The organism is Mycolicibacterium vaccae NBRC 14118 = CIP 105934, from assembly GCF_001552715.1.
GTDB lineage: Bacteria > Actinomycetota > Actinomycetes > Mycobacteriales > Mycobacteriaceae > Mycobacterium > Mycobacterium vaccae.
Genome location: NZ_BCRS01000009.1, coordinates 32627 through 49565, shown reverse-complemented (window position 1 = coordinate 49565; position 16939 = coordinate 32627). Strand labels below are relative to the sequence as shown.

19 protein-coding genes are annotated in these 16939 nt (G+C 67.3%); 14 read left to right on the top strand and 5 right to left on the bottom strand.

Annotated elements, in window-relative coordinates; all coding sequences use genetic code 11:
• Positions 1-38 precede the first annotated feature (38 nt).
• Both MVA01S_RS03335 and MVA01S_RS03330 read right to left on the bottom strand, forming a co-directional pair.
• Positions 39-1112 carry an NAD(P)H-dependent amine dehydrogenase family protein gene (locus MVA01S_RS03335; protein WP_003930213.1) on the bottom strand — a complete coding sequence of 358 codons (1074 nt, stop codon included), beginning with the start codon at positions 1110-1112 and terminating at the stop codon, positions 39-41.
• 18 nt (positions 1113-1130) lie between these two features.
• A complete protein-coding gene (locus MVA01S_RS03330) occupies positions 1131-1919 on the bottom strand; it encodes an SDR family NAD(P)-dependent oxidoreductase (RefSeq protein ID WP_003930212.1) in 789 nt (262 codons plus the stop codon).
• Between the two features lie 213 nt (positions 1920-2132).
• Between MVA01S_RS03330 and MVA01S_RS03325 the strand changes: the two genes are divergently transcribed.
• The 11 genes from MVA01S_RS03325 (at position 2133) to MVA01S_RS03280 (ending at position 11013) form a co-directional block, all read left to right on the top strand.
• Positions 2133-2864, top strand: a complete 732-nt coding sequence (locus MVA01S_RS03325) for a hypothetical protein (RefSeq protein WP_040541073.1) — start codon at positions 2133-2135, stop codon at positions 2862-2864.
• Between the two features lie 14 nt (positions 2865-2878).
• The gene (locus MVA01S_RS03320; RefSeq protein ID WP_003930210.1) at positions 2879-3481 is read left to right on the top strand and encodes a TetR/AcrR family transcriptional regulator; all 603 of its coding nucleotides are present in this window, start codon (positions 2879-2881) and stop codon (positions 3479-3481) included.
• 158 nt (positions 3482-3639) lie between these two features.
• Positions 3640-5172, top strand: a complete 1533-nt coding sequence (locus MVA01S_RS03315) for a nitric oxide reductase activation protein NorD (protein WP_003930208.1) — start codon at positions 3640-3642, stop codon at positions 5170-5172.
• On the top strand, positions 5169-5978 hold the full coding sequence (locus MVA01S_RS03310; protein WP_003930207.1) for a CbbQ/NirQ/NorQ/GpvN family protein: 810 nt from the start codon (positions 5169-5171) through the stop codon (positions 5976-5978). The genes MVA01S_RS03315 and MVA01S_RS03310 overlap by 4 nt, the downstream gene beginning before the upstream one ends.
• A gap of 12 nt (positions 5979-5990) precedes the next feature.
• The gene (locus tag MVA01S_RS31835) at positions 5991-6122 is read left to right on the top strand and encodes a hypothetical protein (RefSeq protein WP_003930206.1); all 132 of its coding nucleotides are present in this window, start codon (positions 5991-5993) and stop codon (positions 6120-6122) included.
• A complete protein-coding gene (locus MVA01S_RS03305; RefSeq protein WP_003930205.1) occupies positions 6119-6853 on the top strand; it encodes a hypothetical protein in 735 nt (244 codons plus the stop codon). The genes MVA01S_RS31835 and MVA01S_RS03305 overlap by 4 nt, the downstream gene beginning before the upstream one ends.
• A gap of 11 nt (positions 6854-6864) precedes the next feature.
• Positions 6865-7296, top strand: a complete 432-nt coding sequence (locus tag MVA01S_RS03300) for a hypothetical protein (protein WP_003930204.1) — start codon at positions 6865-6867, stop codon at positions 7294-7296.
• Positions 7293-8510: a cytochrome P450 gene (locus MVA01S_RS03295; protein ID WP_003930203.1), complete on the top strand. Its 1218-nt coding sequence runs from the start codon at positions 7293-7295 to the stop codon at positions 8508-8510. Before MVA01S_RS03300 ends, MVA01S_RS03295 begins: the two co-directional genes overlap by 4 nt.
• A 106-nt stretch (positions 8511-8616) precedes the next feature.
• Positions 8617-9675 carry an NAD(P)H-dependent amine dehydrogenase family protein gene (locus MVA01S_RS03290; protein ID WP_003930202.1) on the top strand — a complete coding sequence of 353 codons (1059 nt, stop codon included), beginning with the start codon at positions 8617-8619 and terminating at the stop codon, positions 9673-9675.
• A gap of 97 nt (positions 9676-9772) precedes the next feature.
• A complete protein-coding gene (locus MVA01S_RS03285) occupies positions 9773-10339 on the top strand; it encodes an isomerase (RefSeq protein ID WP_040541075.1) in 567 nt (188 codons plus the stop codon).
• Between the two features lie 5 nt (positions 10340-10344).
• The gene (locus MVA01S_RS03280; RefSeq protein WP_003930200.1) at positions 10345-11013 is read left to right on the top strand and encodes an NAD(P)H-binding protein; all 669 of its coding nucleotides are present in this window, start codon (positions 10345-10347) and stop codon (positions 11011-11013) included.
• Here MVA01S_RS03280 and MVA01S_RS03275 read toward each other — a convergent pair.
• A complete protein-coding gene (locus MVA01S_RS03275; protein WP_003930199.1) occupies positions 10996-11691 on the bottom strand; it encodes a FadR/GntR family transcriptional regulator in 696 nt (231 codons plus the stop codon). The genes MVA01S_RS03280 and MVA01S_RS03275 overlap by 18 nt on opposite strands.
• Positions 11692-11846: 155 nt before the next feature.
• Between MVA01S_RS03275 and MVA01S_RS03270 the strand changes: the two genes are divergently transcribed.
• The 3 genes from MVA01S_RS03270 (at position 11847) to MVA01S_RS03260 (ending at position 16164) form a co-directional block, all read left to right on the top strand.
• The gene (locus MVA01S_RS03270; protein ID WP_003930198.1) at positions 11847-13244 is read left to right on the top strand and encodes an SLC13 family permease; all 1398 of its coding nucleotides are present in this window, start codon (positions 11847-11849) and stop codon (positions 13242-13244) included.
• Positions 13245-13441: 197 nt separating this feature from the next.
• The gene (locus MVA01S_RS03265) at positions 13442-14653 is read left to right on the top strand and encodes a CaiB/BaiF CoA transferase family protein (RefSeq protein ID WP_003930197.1); all 1212 of its coding nucleotides are present in this window, start codon (positions 13442-13444) and stop codon (positions 14651-14653) included.
• Entirely contained in the window at positions 14653-16164 is a 1512-nt protein-coding gene (locus MVA01S_RS03260) for a carboxyl transferase domain-containing protein (protein WP_003930196.1), read from the top strand. The genes MVA01S_RS03265 and MVA01S_RS03260 overlap by 1 nt, the downstream gene beginning before the upstream one ends.
• 6 nt (positions 16165-16170) lie before the next feature.
• Here the strand turns inward: MVA01S_RS03260 and MVA01S_RS03255 are convergent, their stop codons facing one another.
• A complete protein-coding gene (locus tag MVA01S_RS03255; RefSeq protein ID WP_003930195.1) occupies positions 16171-16617 on the bottom strand; it encodes a type II toxin-antitoxin system Rv0910 family toxin in 447 nt (148 codons plus the stop codon).
• Between the two features lie 14 nt (positions 16618-16631).
• Positions 16632-16934: an antitoxin gene (locus MVA01S_RS03250; protein ID WP_003930194.1), complete on the bottom strand. Its 303-nt coding sequence runs from the start codon at positions 16932-16934 to the stop codon at positions 16632-16634.
• Between the last annotated feature and the right edge of the window lie 5 nt (positions 16935-16939).

Here is a 16939-nt window from a genome sequence, read left to right as displayed (position 1 = left end):
CGGCCGGAGCTGCCCATGACAGGAATTTCGTCGTCCGGTCACCACATCAGGCCGCGGATCATCGCCGTCGGCGGTATGTCGTCCACGGCGACCAGGCCCGCCGGCGCGCCGCAGACCCAGTCGATCGCGTTGACCACCCTGGCCGCCGTGGACAGGCAGCCGGCGTCGGTCACGTCGAGCACGGGGTGGGACAGGTGGGTGCTCACCTCGATGCGCGGCTCGCCTTCGACGATGACCTTGTGCACTCCGGAGTGGCCCTCGGGCGGGTACTCCCACTCCGGTGCGGCCGCAGGCGTCAGCCGGGTGGTGTGCTCCACGGTGATCACCGGGACATCGCCCCGCATCCCCTGCGCGGCGAACCGCACGCCCGCCAGCCGGCCCGGCTCGACGGTCATCATCGTGCATTCGATGCGCTCCGGGGTGTACCACGGCTCGAAGCGCTGCCGTACGTCGTCCAGGGGCACGCCGAGGTGGTGGGCGAGATTACGGATCAGCCCACCGAACATCGACGTGATGACGCCGGGCTGGAACGCCATCGGCAGATCGTCGTCGGGGGCCGTGCCGAAACCCATTGCGGTGCCGGTGTACTCGTAGTCGTCGTAGTTGCCGTAGTCGAAGATCTCCCGCACCGTGACCGACTCCGCGCGGGTGACCAGACTCAGCGCGGCATGCACGGCGGTGTCACCCGAGTAGCCGGGGTCGATCCCGTTGACATACAGCGACGCGCCGCCGGCGGCACACGCCTGCTCCAGCGGCTCCCGCAGCCACCCGTCGGTCTGATGCGGCGTCACCAGCCACACCATCGACGTGCCGACGACGTTGATCCCCGCGGCGAGGAACCGGGACATCTGCCCGATCGCCTCCATCGGGCGCGTCTCGCCCAGCGCCGTGTAGACGACGCAGTCCGGCTTCAGCGCGATCAACGCGTCGAGGTCGTCCGTCGCAAGGATCCCCGTCGGCTCGGACGACCCGCACAGTTCGGCGGCATCGCGGCCGATCTTGTCCGCACCGGCGGCATGAACCCCGACCAACTCCAGATCCGGCCGACCGATGATCGCCCGCAGCGAGTGCCTGCCGACATTTCCCGTGGAGAACTGCACTACTCGACGCATCACAGATTCCGTTCTCGATCAGTAGTCGGGGATCGGCAACGGCGAGTTGTTCGAATCGATACCGCCGTCCACATGGAAGGTCGCGTTGGTGGCATAGCAGTCGCGCGTGGACAGGTAGACGCACAACCTCCCGAGGTCTTCCACGTTGCCGAGGCGATGCAGGGGCGTCGCTTCCTTCATCTTCTCCAATGACCCGGGCAGCATGTCGAGGCTCGACTGCAACCCGTCCGTGGCGAACGAGCCCAACGCGATCGCATTCACCCGGATCTTCGGGGCCAGCTCCTGGGCCATCGCCCGGGTCAGCGCCTCCAGACCGCCCTTGGCCACGCAGTAGGCGGTCAGAGCGCGGATGCCGAACCTGGCCGAGCCGGACGAGATGTTGACGATGGAGCCGCGCCCCGCGTCGATCATGTGCGGTGCCACCAGCTGGCTCATGATGAACGCCGAGGTGACGCACCAGTCGAAGGTATGCCGGAAGTCGTCGTCGGTGATGTCGAGGAACCGCGCGTAGGTGGAACCTCCGACGTTGTTGATCAGGATGTCAACTTTCCCGAACTGCTCGACAGTGGTGCTGACCACCCGTTCGCCGTCCGGTCTGCTCATCGCGTCGGCGACCAGCGCCAAGCCCTTACCACCGGATTCCTCGATATCCGCGATGGTGCCGGCGATGTCGGATTCCGTTCTCGCGGTGCCGATCACGACAGCTCCGGACTCGGCGAGCACCCGCGCTATCCCCTGGCCGACGCCCTTGCCCGCGCCGGTCACGATAGCGACTTGTCCCTCCAGATTGAACTGTTCGAGCGCCATGTGATTCCTCCTCGTTGAGGTGAGCCCATCTAACGACATCCCCTGACCCAGGTCAACGGTTTCAGCGTTTCCGGTGAGTCCGTGCGTAGACCACAAGGCACTCGATCGCACAGTTTCGGCGCCCATAAGGCGATTTGGCGCCTCCTCGGCAGTTTAAGGGCGGCCGGGAATCGGTAGTTGACTACCGCTTGCCGCTGACTATAGTCAGCAAATATGAATCTGCCGACGCTGGGACGGGGGCGAGATCGCAGCAGCGACCTCACCCCGCGGCCGCCGGCGAGCGGACTCGACGAGCACATGGAGGCGTCCCGCCTCGCACAGCGCCAGGCCGACAAGTGGCTCATCTCCGGAAGCCTTCTGATCGGCACCGCGGCGCTGGGCATCTTCGGGCTGCCGCTGTTCCTGCGCGGCGTGTGGCTGCTCCGCAAGGCGCAGCGCGACGGGCTGTCCGTACGCCCCATGCTCGTCACGCTGATCGGCTACCTCGTCATCATCGACGCCGCGATCAACACCGTCGGCTGGGCCCTCGACCTGGTCGCCAGCCACACCATCCTGGCCCGGATCCTGTTGAACGGCTGGGGCGCGATGTTCGACGCCGGATACTTCTGGCACTACAACGAACTCTGGCTCGGCGGTGCGGCGGGCCCGGGCGAGAAAGCCATGGAAGTCGGCATGATCCTGACCGTCTTCACCATGCGGATCGCTGCGGGCATCGGATTCCTGCAGATGAAGCGCTGGGGACATCAGTGGATGATCATCACCTGCTGGATGGGCATTGTGATCTGGTGCCTGTACGTGTTCAACATGACCATGTACGCCGACGTCCGGTACGCCGGGGTGGTGCTGCCCGTGGTCGGCTGGTGGCTCTACGACATCTTCTACATCACACCGTTTTTGGCGATCCCGTACCTGCATTCGGTCAACCGCGAGATCTTCGTGGACTGAGTGCGGTGGCCACCATGACACCTCAGATCAAGCAGTCCGCGCGGGAGTTTCGCCGCTTGCAGACCCGCGAGCGGATACTCGGCGCGGCCATCGCCGAGTTCCAGGCCTCAGGTATGGCGGGCGCTGACGTGGGCGCGATCGTGTCGGCTGCCGGCGTCGCGCACGGCACCTTCTTCTTCCACTTCCCCAGCAAGGAGCATGTCCTACTGGAACTGGAGAGACGCGAAGAGTCGCGCATGGCAGCGGAATTCGCGCGATACCTGGGGCGCGCGCACGACCTCGCGGGAGCTCTGGCCAAGGTGGTCGCACTGATCGCCGGCTTGGAGGAACGCCTCGGCCCGCTGCTGTTTCGAGAACTCCTGGCGCTGCACTTCTCACCGACCCGGCCGGACAACGACGAATGGTCGGAACACCCGGTCATCGTGTCGCTGGTCCGTGAGATCGAGCGGGCCCGCGGTGACGGTGAGGTCCATCCCGAAGTGGACGCGTTCTTCAGCGCCGCGTTCTTCCTGCTCGGCGTCTACGGCGTGCTAACCACCGTTTCGAACAGCGAGACCCGCGACGCGATGCTGGCCAACCTGATCGTCACTGCCCGACGAGGCCTGGAGGCCCGGTGACCACCCCGAAAAACCCCTTCTGCGAGGAGAACTGACATGGCCGGATGGATCTGGGAAATATTGCGCTACGTCGGAGCGTGGGGCGGCACCGGGCTGATCATCTGGTTCTGGTACTGGATGTTCTCCAACCTCGGAACGTTCTGAGGTCGCCGCCGACGATGTCAGAAATCTCCGCAGCACACGCTCTGGCGATAGAACGCAGTTGCGCCCTGACCGCGGTCGCGCTCAGCGACCGGCGGCGCACAGGTGTCCATCTGGTCAGCGGACAGCACCGCGGCTTCGGGCTCAGTCCGATGCTCGACATCGTGCACGTCCCGCATCCCGTCACCAGCCGGGAATGGACCCGCCGGACCTTGACCTGCGGTGTGGCCCTTCAGTGTTCGCCGTCCAAGGAACGTGTCACCGACTACCGGCTCAACGAGCTCGCCGGCCGCGAGCTCAGTGCGTTGGCGCTCGTCGAGGCGGGTGTCGCCCTGGGCTGGGTCGCCGAGAGGTGGCCCGGTCTGCTCACCGAGATGCAACGACTTCTGCCCACACTCGAACCCGCTCCCGCCGACATGGACGCCAAGGAGATGATCAACCTGGCGATAGCGTTGGCCCGCACCCGCGGGCAACTCGTCGTCGATCCGCTGCTGGGCGCACTGCCCCGGGCGTACACCGCGCCGCAGAGCATGTCGGACAAGCTCCGACGGACTTTCGGGCGGTTGCCGTGGACGATGAACGAGAAGCGGTCACCCCAACCGCATTCCGTACCCGCCGGCGGTGACGGAGGCGTTCGGAACCCGAACCTGCCCCCACCGAGCCGACCCCACGAGAACGACCTCGACATCACCCCCGACCACCGCCCGGGCATCCCGTACCCGGAGTGGAACATGTGGACCAGAAGCTTCATGCGCGACCACGTCGCCGTCCTCGAACAGGCGCACCCGGGCAGCACCGTGGAGCCGGGACCGATCGCCGTCGACGTCCGGCAGTGGTTCGAGAAGAACACCCACCGGTCGATGGTGAACCGCCTCGAAGACGGGTCGGACATCGACGTCGACCAGTACGTCGGCCACTACATCGACGTGTCCACCGGTGAAGCCGTCGAGCCCCGCATCTTTCGCGAGCTGCTGCCGACGGCCCGCGACGTCACCACTGCGCTGCTCCTCGACGGCAGCTCGTCACTCGGTGTCCACGGCGGCACGGTGTTCAAGCTGGAATTGACGTGCGCCGACGCGCTGTCCCGCGCGATGACGAGTGCCCGGGAGCGACACGGAATCTTCACGTTCACCGGAAACACGCGCCACCGGGTCGAGGTGACCTGCCTCAAGGATTTCACCGATCGCCGGTTCGTACCTCCGGGCAGCCTCGGCCTGTCCACCGGGGGCTACACCCGACTCGGCGCCCCGCTACGCCACCTGACGAGCCGCCTGCTCGACCAGCCTGCAGAGCGGCGACTACTCATCGTGCTCGGTGACGGCCTGATCTCCGACGAAGGCTACGAAGGCCACTACGCGTGGGCAGACGCCGCCCACGCCGTCGAAGAGGCCAACGATGCCGGTGTCTCCGTGTACTACGTCGGCATCGGACCCACTCGCGTGGACCCTCTCCCCGAGGTGTTCGGGCCGCGCCGATCCCAACGGATCCGTCGCGTCGAAGACCTCCCCCGCGTCCTCGCCCACGTCCACCGAGAGCTGGTAGCCGCATGACCCCGAGCAACGACACCTATCTCGCGAACGGCACCGAGGTCCAGCTGTTCGAACAGGCCTATCAGCAACGGCTGCCGGTGATGCTGACCGGCCCGACCGGATGCGGGAAGACCCGCCTCGTCGAGCACATGGGTCTGCTGCTGCGTCGCCCCGTGGTCACCATCAGCTGCCACGACGACCTGACGAGTTCGGATCTCGTCGGGCGGTTCATGGTCACCGGTGGTGACGTCACCTGGACCGACGGCCCGCTGACCCGTGCGGTCAAGACCGGTGCCATCTGCTACCTCGACGAGGTGGTCGAGGCGCGGCACGACTCGCTTGCCGTACTGCATTCGCTGACCGATCACCGGCGCACCCTCTATCTCGACCGCGCAGGCGAAGTGGTGCACGCACCGGAAACGTTCATGCTGGTCTGTTCGTACAACCCGGCCTACCGCAGCTCGCTCAAAGAGCTCAAACCGTCGTTCCGACAACGGTTCGTGACCCTGCCGATGCAGTACCTGGAGCCGGAGCGGGAGGCTGCGGTCATCGTCGCAGAAACCGGCGTCGGGCTGCCCACCGCCGAGCGGCTGGTGCGGTGCGCCACCGCGATCCGCACCGCCGACGAAGCGTTCCACTTCGAACCGCCCTCGACCCGCGTGCTGGTCACCGCGGCACAGCTGATCGCCGCCGGCGCAACAGAACTGGAGGCGGCTGAGGCGTGCGTGCTCGCACCTCTGTCCAGTGACGGCGCCATCTCCGAAGGCTTGCGCGAGGTGGCCGCGGCCAGCCTTGCCGACGCCGACAGCCCGAGCCCGAACCGCTAGGAAGGAAACGACATGGTCGACCAGAAGGAAAAGAACCGCAAGAAGGCACTGATCATCCTGCAGGTCGTGGTCTACGGATACCTGTTGGCGATGTTCGGAATCCAGCTCTACATGTCGTTCACCCGGGGGTGGTGGGAGCTGTGAACCTCCCTCTGCTCAAGCGGAAGTCGGGACCGAAGGTCACCGCCACCGTGCCGGTCACCGGGTCGGTGAACCTGGAGGAACACCACGACGAATCCCGGCTGGCGCAGCGCCGCGCCGACAAATGGATGATCGCCGGCGCCGCACTGATGGGGATGTGGGCACCGGGCCTGATCGGGCTCCCCATCTTCATGCGCGGCGTGTGGCTGCAGCGCCAGGCACTGCAGGCAGGCCTGTCCGTCCGGCCGATGATCGTCACGCTGATCGGCTATCTGGTGCTGATCGACGGCATGCTCAACAGCCTCGGCTGGGCACTCGACCTGGTCGCCAACCACACCCTGATCAACCGGGTGCTGATGGTCGGCTGGGGCGCGATGTTCGACGCGGGCTACTTCTGGCACTACAACGAGGCGTGGATCGGCGGCGCCGCCGCGCCGGGTGAGAAGTCGATGGTCTTCGGCATGATCCTCACCGTCTTCGCGATGCGGTGCGCCGCGGCGATCGGCTTCCTACAGATGAAGCGGTGGGGTCATCAGTGGATGATCATCACCTGCTGGATGGGTGTGCTCATCTGGTGCCTGTACGTGTTCAACATGACGATGTACGCCGACGTGCGTTACGCAGGGGTCGTGTTCCCGGTCATCGGCTGGTGGCTCTACGACATCTTCTACATCACGCCATTCCTCGCGATTCCGTATCTGCACACGGTCAACCGCGAAATCTTCTCGGACTAAGGAGTTCAACTGTGACCACCTCCGTCGGAAACTCCGAAGAGAAGACCGAAGATCTGCCCCCGGGCACCACGCCGTACTACGCGCGAATGCACAAATGGATCAAGCGCGCCGTGCTGGTCTGCCTGGTCGCGCTCGTCATCGAAGGCGCATTCACGCTGCCGTTCATGGCGGTGTACTACGGCTACCCCACACTGAGCCTCACCGAGATCTGCAGCGAGCTGCTGAAAGTGCGTTACTCCGACGACGAACTGGAATGCCAGGTGCCCTACCCGGCGTTCGGCCCGCCCGAGGGCGCCGAAGGCAAGGACACCGCCCGCGACGAGTGGGGCATCCAGCCCGTGCCGAAGTACGACCGGATCGGCTGGCGCGAGCTGGTCCGCCGGCACGAGGAACGCGAGGCACGTCAGGCGCGCGAAGCAGCTGGGCAGCAGGAGTCTCCGTGACCCAGGCACCCGAGGGGCATGCCGAGAACTGGGATCTGCGGCACGCCGATTTCAACGATAACGACTTCCTGTACGACGTGTACGCGGTGATGCGGCAGAACTCGCCGTTCGCCCGCACCGACAGACCGTTCCTGAGCGCGACCCCCTCAGGTGCCTGGGTCGCGGTGCGCTACGCGGAATGCGTTCAGATCCTGCAGGACTGGGAGCACTTCTCCAGCAATCCGACGCCCGAAGGTGCCGAGCAGCTCGCCGGGGATCTCGTCATCACCCTCGACCCACCGCGACAACAGAAGTTCCGCAAGGTCCTCAACCCGTACTTCTCGCCGGCACGGATGAAGGCGCTGCGCGCCGAGATCGGCGCCGAAACGGACTCGCTCATCGACGGATTCATCGAGAGTGGGTCCGGTGACCTGGCCGAGGTGGCGTGGCGTCAGCCGGGCGTCGTGTTCTTCAAGTACCTGCTCGGCATGCCCGTCGATGACGTCCCGCTGTGTGTGGAACTGACCGACACCGCCCTCAACGGCGCCACCGAGGAGGCGCGGATGGGAGCTTGGGGCAGTCTCTACCAGCATCTGCACGAAGCCGTGACAGCGCGCATGACGGAGCCGCCCCGCGATGACATGATCGACGTGCTGCTCTCCGCCGAGATCGACGGGGTGAAACTGGCGTTCGCCGATGTCGTCTCCAACGCGATGCTGCTGGTGCAGGCCGGGCTCGAAACCACCGCCAGCGCAATGTCGTTCGCCTACCACTACCTGGCCACCCACCCCGCCGAGCGGGACCGGCTGATCAACGACCCCGAACTCCTGCCCCGCGCGGTGGAGGAGTTCATCCGGTTCGCCGGATCCATTCACGGCATTCCCCGTACCGTCGCCAAGGAAGTCGAGGTCAGCGGCTGCACGTTCCGCCCCGGAGAATCGGTCATCGTCAACTACGCCGCCGCCAACCGCGACGAACACATGTTCCCCGACGCGGACCGCTGCGTGCTCGACCGTCGCGAGAACAGGCATCTCGGGTTCGGCGCGGGCGTACACAGGTGTCTGGGTTCCAACCTCGCTCGCCTGGAATTTCAGGTGGGCCTGGAACGGGTGCTCACCCGGATGCCCGACGTCACCCTCGCCCCCGGACAGGAGGCGAAGTTCCACGGCAATTCGGTGACCCGCGGTTTCCGCTCGGTACCAGTGGTTTTCACTCCGGCGGACCGATCACGATGACCTACCGCATGGTCACCGCGCCCACGGGCATCGCCACCTCCACCGACCTACCCCTGCTGTTGCCCCGCGGTGTCCTGCACACCGGCTCGCGCTAGGAGAAACGCCTATGTCAGACAAGACCTATCGGGTGATCCAGTGGATGACCGGTGACGTCGGGCAGGTCGGCATCCGGCACTTCGCCTCCTGCCCCGTCTTCGACCTCGCCGGTGTGCTGGTGCACAGCAAGGACAAAGTAGGCAAGGACGCCGGCGAGATCGCCGGCATCGCGCCGATCGGTGTCACGGCCTCCGACGACGTCGACGCGATGATGGCACTGGACGCCGACTGCGTCTTCTACACCCCGGTCATCATGGACGTCGACACCGTGTGCCGGCTGCTGCGCTCCGGCAAGAACGTCGTGACGACCACGGGATTCTTCCACCCCAGCGCGCATTTCCGTGACGCCGCCGAGCAGATCCGCGCCGCCTGCAGTGCCGGGGGGACGTCATTCCACGCCGGCGGCATCCACCCCGGTTACGCCGGGGACCTCCTGCCACTCACCCTGGCCCGCGTGATGAGCCGGGTCGACACCATCCACGTCTACGAGGTCGTCGACGTGCTCAAAGACGCGCCGACAGACCACATCGACTGGATGGGCTTCGGTAATGACAAGGACACATTCCTCAGTGCGCCAACCATTCTGGGTCTCGGGTTGCCGTTCTTCGCCCAGTCGATGTACATGATCGCCGACGGCCTCGGGGTGACCATCGACGAGGTGACCGCCGCCGCCATCGACGTCGCCACCGCGGCTGCCGACATCCCGCACTCCGACGGGGCGATCCCGAAAGGTACCGTGGCCGCGCAGCGCCACGAGTGGACCGCCTGGGTGGACGGCAAGCCGCTCATCGTCTTCCACGCCATCTATGTGACCGCCGGCCCCGAGCTACTCGATCCGGCCTGGGACTGGGGCGAGACGCGCTACGAGATCGTCATCGACGGCGACCCACCGACCGAGCTGACCCTCAAAGGAGTCCGGCAACCCGACGGCACCATGAGCCATCCCGGATACGACTGGACCGCGATGGGCGCCATCAACGCGATCCCCGACGTGTGTGACGGCCCACCCGGCTGGCGCAACCACCTCGACCTCGGCCTGATCCGGCCGCGCGGGCTGGTCCGCACATGACCGCCGAACCGGACCCACACCACGTCGTGTTCGCCGTCCACCCGCAGCGCCGGCAGGACACCAGCGGTCCGACCAGCCTGCCGTTGGTGCTCGGCGCGTGAAATTCAGGGTTGATCCGAGCGTGCTGCACTCAGTGGCCGAGCAGGTCGTCGGTCTGCCGCTCGATGACGGCGCGCTCATCTCCCGCACCGTGGAACTGCTGGCCGACGCATATCCCGACCTGATTGACGACCGACCCGGGCGCTGGGTGGGCAGCAAGGCCGGCGGTGTCCTCGGCAAGGTCCGCTTCCTGCACTTCAGCCCTCGCGAATACCTGGTGATCTTCGGATCCCCCACTGGTACGCAGGGCTTTTCCGGACGCTACAAGCATGTCGACATCCACAAATTCCTGTTGGCGGGCCGGATCGACTCCTACGATCTCGAATCCGACGACACCATCGGACTGCCGCCGTTGCTGCCCGGCGGGCACACCTGCCTGGAGCGCGGGCACGCCCGCGGCCTGACCATTCATCCCGGGTCCTGGCACCTCGAATACGGCCGCGGCGCCGTCGCCACCACACTTCCGTTCGCGATGGTGGATACATTGTTGGTGTCGCTCGAGTTCGAATCGGTGCGCCGTTCGACAGTGGAGTTCGCGAAACTGGTGCGGCGCCGGAGGAGGTAGGCCGCATGCGGGTCGTCATCGCCGGAGGGCACGGCAAGATCGCTCTGATCACCTCGCGACTGCTGTCGGCACGCGGCGATTCGGTGGTGGGCCTCATCCGCAATCCCGACCACGCCGACGACCTTCGTGTCGCCGGCGCCGAGCCGGTCCTGCTCGACCTGGAGAACACGACCAACGGCGTGGTGTCCACCCATCTGCGCGGTGCCGACGCGGTCGTCTTCGCCGCCGGCGCCGGCCCGGGCAGCGGGGCTGCCCGCAAGGAGACCGTCGACCGCGACGCCGCGATCCTGCTCGCCGACGCGGCCGAAGCCGCCGGTGTGCAGCGCTACGTGATGGTCTCGTCGATGGGCGCCGACGCCGAAGCACCCGACGACGCGGGCGACGAGGTGTTCGTCGCCTACCTGCGCGCCAAGGGCTCCGCCGATGACGTGATCCGGGCACGCACAGGGCTTCTCAGCACGATTGTCCGACCCGGACTGCTCACCGACGACGAGCCGACCGGTCGGGTCACCATCGCCGAGCACACCGGCCGCGGTAGCGTGCCGCGCGCCGACGTCGCCGCCGTGCTCGTCGGAGTGCTGGATGCGCCGGCCACGGCGGGCCGCACGTTCGAGGTGATCTCGGGTGACACCGAGATCCCGGTGGCGTTGGCCGAGTCAGTCGGCGACGCGTAGCAGCGCCACGTCGGAGACCATCATGATGTGGTCGGCCATGGCGCGGGCGGCCTCGTCCGCGTCCTGACGGCGTACTGCCTCGGCGATGCGCCGGTGCCCCTCCAACGACGCACGGGGGCGGTCCTGCTGGGACAGCGATTCGATCCGCGTCTCACGGACGAGCCCGGAGATCTCGTGCATCAGCTTGGCGAGCAGCGACGAGTGCGCCGCAGTGGTGATCGCCTCGTGGAACATCTCGTCGCCGACCACACCGCGTTCACCCGCGGCGATCTCCTGCTCCATCTTCGCGATCGCCGCGTCGATGGCCGCCATTTCGGGCTCGCTCCGCCGCAGCGCGGCCAGGCCGGCCAGCTTGACCTCCAGCGCCTCCCGCGCCTCGATGATGTCCGGGATCCGATCGGCGTGCTCGCGCAGTGCCTTGATCGCACGTTCCTCGGTGGGCCGGCGGATGAGGATGGCCCCGTCACCGTGCCGGACCGACACCACGCCCTGCACCTCCAGCGCCACCAGTGCCTGGCTGAGGGAGGCGCGACTGACACCGAGCTTGGCGGCCAGTTCCCGCTCGGCCGGCAGGCGATCGCCGGGCTCCATCTCGTTGTCGGCGATGTAGACGCACAGCTGCTCGACGATGACCTCGTACAGCCGTGGCCGGGTGACAGGCCTCAGTTGCTCTACCACTGACTCACCTACTCTCTGGGCCACACCCTACCCCGAGGCCACGCACCTCGGCGTTGACCAGATCACACCTCACCCTTGACAGTGATCCACCCCACTGGTGTACTGGCTAGGCCAGTGAGCCACCGCTCATACCCGTACCCCGCCCGGAGACCGCTATGCCCCTTGAGCTGATCCCGATCCTCGCCCTGGTGGCGATGTTCGTGGCCGCGACGCTGTTACCGATCAACATGGGGACGCTGGGCTTCGTCGCCGCGTTCCTCGTCGGCACCCTCGCCGTTGGAATGAACACCGACGACATCATCGCCGGATTCCCGAGCGATCTGTTTCTGACCCTGGTGGGCGTGACGTACCTGTTCGCCATCGCCCAGAACAACGGAACCGTCGACCTCATGGTCCGCGGCGCACTCCACTTCGTCCGGGGGCGCGTGGCATTCATCCCGTGGGTGATGTTCGGCATCACCGCGGTGCTGACCGCTCTCGGCGCCCTCGGCCCCGCGGCCGTCGCGATCATCGCCCCGATCGCGCTGACCTTCGCCCGGCAGTACCGGATCAACGCGCTGCTGATGGGCATGATGGTCATCCACGGCGCGCAAGCCGGCGGATTCTCCCCGATCAGCATCTACGGGGTCACCGTCAACAACATCGCCGCAAAGGCAGGGCTCGTCAACAGCCCCCTGACCCTCTTCCTCGGCAGCCTGTTCTTCAACGCCGGGATCGGCATCCTGCTCTTCGTGTTCCTCGGGGGCCGGCGGCTCATCGGGCGCAACATCCACGACACCCACGACGACACCCACGACGACGCGCCGACGACCCCAGACGGCACCGGCGGTCCCGCGCCGAGCGCACCGCGATCCCCCTCGGGCACGCCGGTTTTCTCAGGTCACGGCACCAACGCATCGGCCGCCACATTGGTCGCGCCGCCGAACTCACCGACCAGTCCCCTTCCCCGCCAGCCGGTTTCGTTCAATCAGGTGCTCACGCTGGTCGGACTCGGCGCCCTGGCCCTGTTCTCCCTGATTCTCGACCTCGACATCGGCTTCGTGTCGATGACGGTGGCCGCGGTGCTCGCACTCGCCTCCCCGCAGGCGCAGAAAGGCGCTGTCGCACAGATCAGCTGGTCCACCGTGCTGCTCATCGGCGGCGTGCTCACCTTCGTCGGCGTGCTACAGGAGGCCGGCAGCGTCGAATGGGTCGGCAACGGCGTCGCCAGCATCGGCATGCCACTGCTGGTCGCACTACTGCTGTGCTACCTGGGTGCGATCGTGTCCGCCTTCGCCTCGTCGGTCGCGATTCTCGGTGCGACAATCCCGCTCGCGGTGCCGCTGCTGCTGGCCGGCGAGATCGGCCCCGTGGGCGTCATCGTCGCGCTGGCCATCGCGTCCACCATCGTCGACGTCAGCCCGTTCTCGACCAACGGCGCCCTGGTGCTCGCCAACGCCCAGGGTGTGGACCGCGACGTGTTCTACCGGCAGATCCTCAAGTACAGCGCGATCGTGGTCGCCATCGGACCCCTCATCGCGTGGGCCGTACTCGTGGTACCCGGCTGGCTCTGAACGCAGCGGCGAACAGCGCCTGCGGCCCCGGCGGCCGCAGGCGCCCGTTCGCGTCTCCAATCGCCCACCCTGTGCCGTAGGTCACATCGGGAGAACTCCCGATTCCCGTTGACACGGCTGGTCAGAGCTGTTGTGCTGAATTGGTCAGTCCACTAGGACACTAATCCATTAGGTCAGCCCGACCGGAGGACTTCCCGATGACCGAACACCCGCACCCGACATCCCCTTCACCGGCACCCGCCGGCCCACTGGACGGCCTGGTGGTGGTCGACCTGACCCGTGCCCTCGCCGGCCCGCACGCGGCGATGATGCTCGGCGACCTCGGCGCCGACGTCATCAAGGTCGAGCATCCGCACGGCGGCGACGACACCCGGGGCTGGGGCCCGCCGTTCGTCCAGACCAACAGTGCACCAAGGGAATCCACGTACTTCCTGTGCGCGAACCGCAACAAGCGTTCCGTCACCCTCGACCTCAAGGACGACGACGACAAGGGTGCGCTGTCCGCACTGCTGGCCCGCGCCGACGTGCTGATGGAGAACTTCCGCCCCGGCGTACTCGATCGGCTCGGCTTCTCCCACCAACGGCTCGACGAACTCAACCCACGGCTGGTCGTGCTGTCGATCAGCGGGTTCGGCCATGACGGCCCCGAGGCCGGTCGCGCCGGATACGACCAGATCGCCCAGGGCGAGGCGGGCCTGATGTCGGTGACCGGAAGCGGGCCCGATGACCTTCAGCGCGTGGGAGTGCCGATCGCCGACCTGCTGGCCGGCATGTACGGCGCGTTCGGCGTCCTCGCCGCGCTCCAGGAGCGCGAGCGCACCGGCCGCGGGCAGGTGGTGCGATCGTCCCTGCTGGCGGCGGTGGTGGGCGTGCACGCGTTCCAGGGCACGAAGTGGACGGTGGCCGGCCAGACCGGCGAGGCGACCGGGAACCACCACCCGTCCATCTGCCCCTACGGCTTGTTCGACACCGCCGACGGCGCCGTGCAGATCGCGGTGGGCAGCGAAGGCCTGTGGCAGCGGTTCTGCACAGGCTTCGCTCTCGACGCCGCCACCCCCGGCATGGAGTCCAATCCGGAGCGCGTCGCAAACCAGAAGCGCGTCAACGAACTCGTCCAGAGTGTGTTCACGCTCCGGACCACCGACGAACTGCTGGAGATGCTGGACCGCATCGGGGTGCCCGCCGGGCGGATCCGCTCGATCCGCGAGGTCTACGAATGGGAGCAGACCCGTTCGCAGGGGCTGGTGATCGGCGTCGAGCACGACACGCTCGGCAGCATCGAACTCCCGGGCCCGCCGTTACGGTTCTTCGACCCGGACGGCGCCGAACGCACCCGCCGCAGCCACACTGCGCCGCCTGTTCTCGGCGCCGACAACCACCTCATCGACGCGCTGCGGGTGAGGTCGTGATGCCGCGGACCAGCGCCCGGCGGCTGATCGACACCGTCATCGACGCGGGCTCCTGGCTGTCCTGGGATTCCGCGGTGGAGGACCCGCCACTGAATCCCGGTTACGCAGCGGAGCTGGCCCGGGTCAGATCCAAAACCGGGCTGGACGAGGCCGTGCTGACCGGCGAGGCCACCGTCCGGGGACGTCGTATCGCAATGCTGCTGTGCGACTTCGGTTTTCTGGGCGGTTCGATCGGCGTCGCCGCCGCCGACCGGTTGGCCGCCGCGATCCGGCGGGCCACCGGCGACGATCTGCCCATCCTGGCGCTGCCGACATCCGGCGGCACCCGCATGCAGGAGGGCGCTACGGCGTTTCTGCAGATGGTGAGGATCACCGCCGCCGTCGTGGACCACAAGGCGGCACACCTGCCCTATCTGGTCTATCTTCGCGACCCCACCACGGGCGGAGTGTTCGCCTCGTGGGGCTCGCTGGGCCACGTCACCTTCGCCGAACCCGGTGCGCTGGTGGGGTTCCTGGGACCGCGCGTCTACCAGGCGCTGCACGGCGACCGCTTCCCCGACGGGGTCCAGACCTCGGAGAACCTGCTGGCCTGCGGCCTCGTCGACGCCATCGTGGCACCCGGCGATCTTGCCGGCATGGTCGATCGCACGCTGGGCATCATCGCCGCAGCCGAAGCGCCCGATCGGTCACCGGCACCGGCGAGCGCATGCCCGGTCGACGTGCCCGCATGGCACTCGGTGACCGCCACCCGCCGCGCCGACCGTCCCGGTGTCCGCGATCTGCTGCGCTATTCGGACGCAGAAGTGCTGGCGCTCAACGGAACCGGCGAGGGCGAGAACGATCCCGCTCTGCTGCTGGCCCTCACCAGATTCGGCGGCCGGCCGTGTGTGCTGCTCGGCCAGGACCGTGCCGGGCAGACAGTCGAGCGGCCGCTCGGGCCCGGGGCGCTGCGCCAGGCACGCCGCGGCATGCGGTTGGCGGCCGAACTGAACCTCCCACTGGTGAGCGTCATCGACACCGCCGGTGCCGCGCTGTCACGGCAGGCCGAGGAAGGAGGGCTCGCGGGAGAGATCGCCCGCTGCATCGCAGACATGGTCGCGCTGCCGGTCCCGACCGTCTCGATCCTCCTCGGTCAGGGCACCGGGGGCGCCGCACTGGCCCTCGTGCCCGCCGACCGGGTGCTCGCCGCGCAACACGGATGGCTCTCGCCCCTGCCGCCCGAGGGAGCCGCCGCCATCCTGCACCACGACGTCGGCAAGGCCCCCGAGATGGCGGCGCAGCAGGGAATCCGCTCGTCCGACCTGTTCGGCGCCGGGGTCGTCGACCACGTCATCCCCGAATTCCCGGACGCTGCAGCAGAACCCGAAAATTTCTGTCTGCGGGTCGGCGCGGCCGTGCGCCACGAACTGGCGACGCTCAGCGCCGCCGACGACACGCGACGGCGCAGCGAGCGGGTCCGGCGCTTCGAGCGGATCGGCCAGGCCGGGCCGGTGCTGGCCCGGGTCAGCTAGCCGGACTCAGGACGCCGCGAAGACGGCCTTGAAACGGTTCAGCGACTCCTGGATGTCGCCCTTGAGCGCACCGGCGACCACCATCCCGATCGGACCGAACAGCGCGGGCCCACCGAGGTGCACGTCGAACGTCACGGTCGACGCCGCCGGATCTTGCGGGCTGGGCTTGATCTTGCCGATCAGCTTGACCTTGACTCCACCCTTGCCGTCACCGTTGAGCGTCATCGCCTCCGGCGGGCGGTAGTGCACCACCGTCCAGCTGACCCGGTTGGGCATGCCTTTGACCTCGACGATCGAGTCGAGCTTGGTGCCCTTCTCGATGACGTCGGGCAGCTTGGACCGCCACACCCGGTGGATGGACAGCCACTCCTTGTAGCGGGACAGATCCGACGCGCTCTCCCAAGCCTTCTCGGGCGGCAGCGGAACGTCGACGGAGACCGAGAGTTTGGCCATACCTCGATATCCGCCTACGAGGTCGGCGGGGCCGTCGGCGGCTGCTGCGGCGGCGCGCTCGGCGGCTGCTGAGGCGGCGGGGTGCTCTGAGTCGGCGGGCTGCTCGCAGGCGGCACCTGGCCGGACTGCTGCCCTGGCGGCGTCGTCCCGGCGCTGTCCGCCACGGCCTTCTTGGCCGCTTCCTGCACCTTGTCCACGTGCGACGCGTACTTGCCCTGCGTCTTCTTGTCGACCAGGTCACCCGCCTTGTCGATCGCGGTGTCGACCTTGTCGGCATTACTGGAGAGCAGAGCCTTGACCTTGTCCAGAAGTCCCATACCCA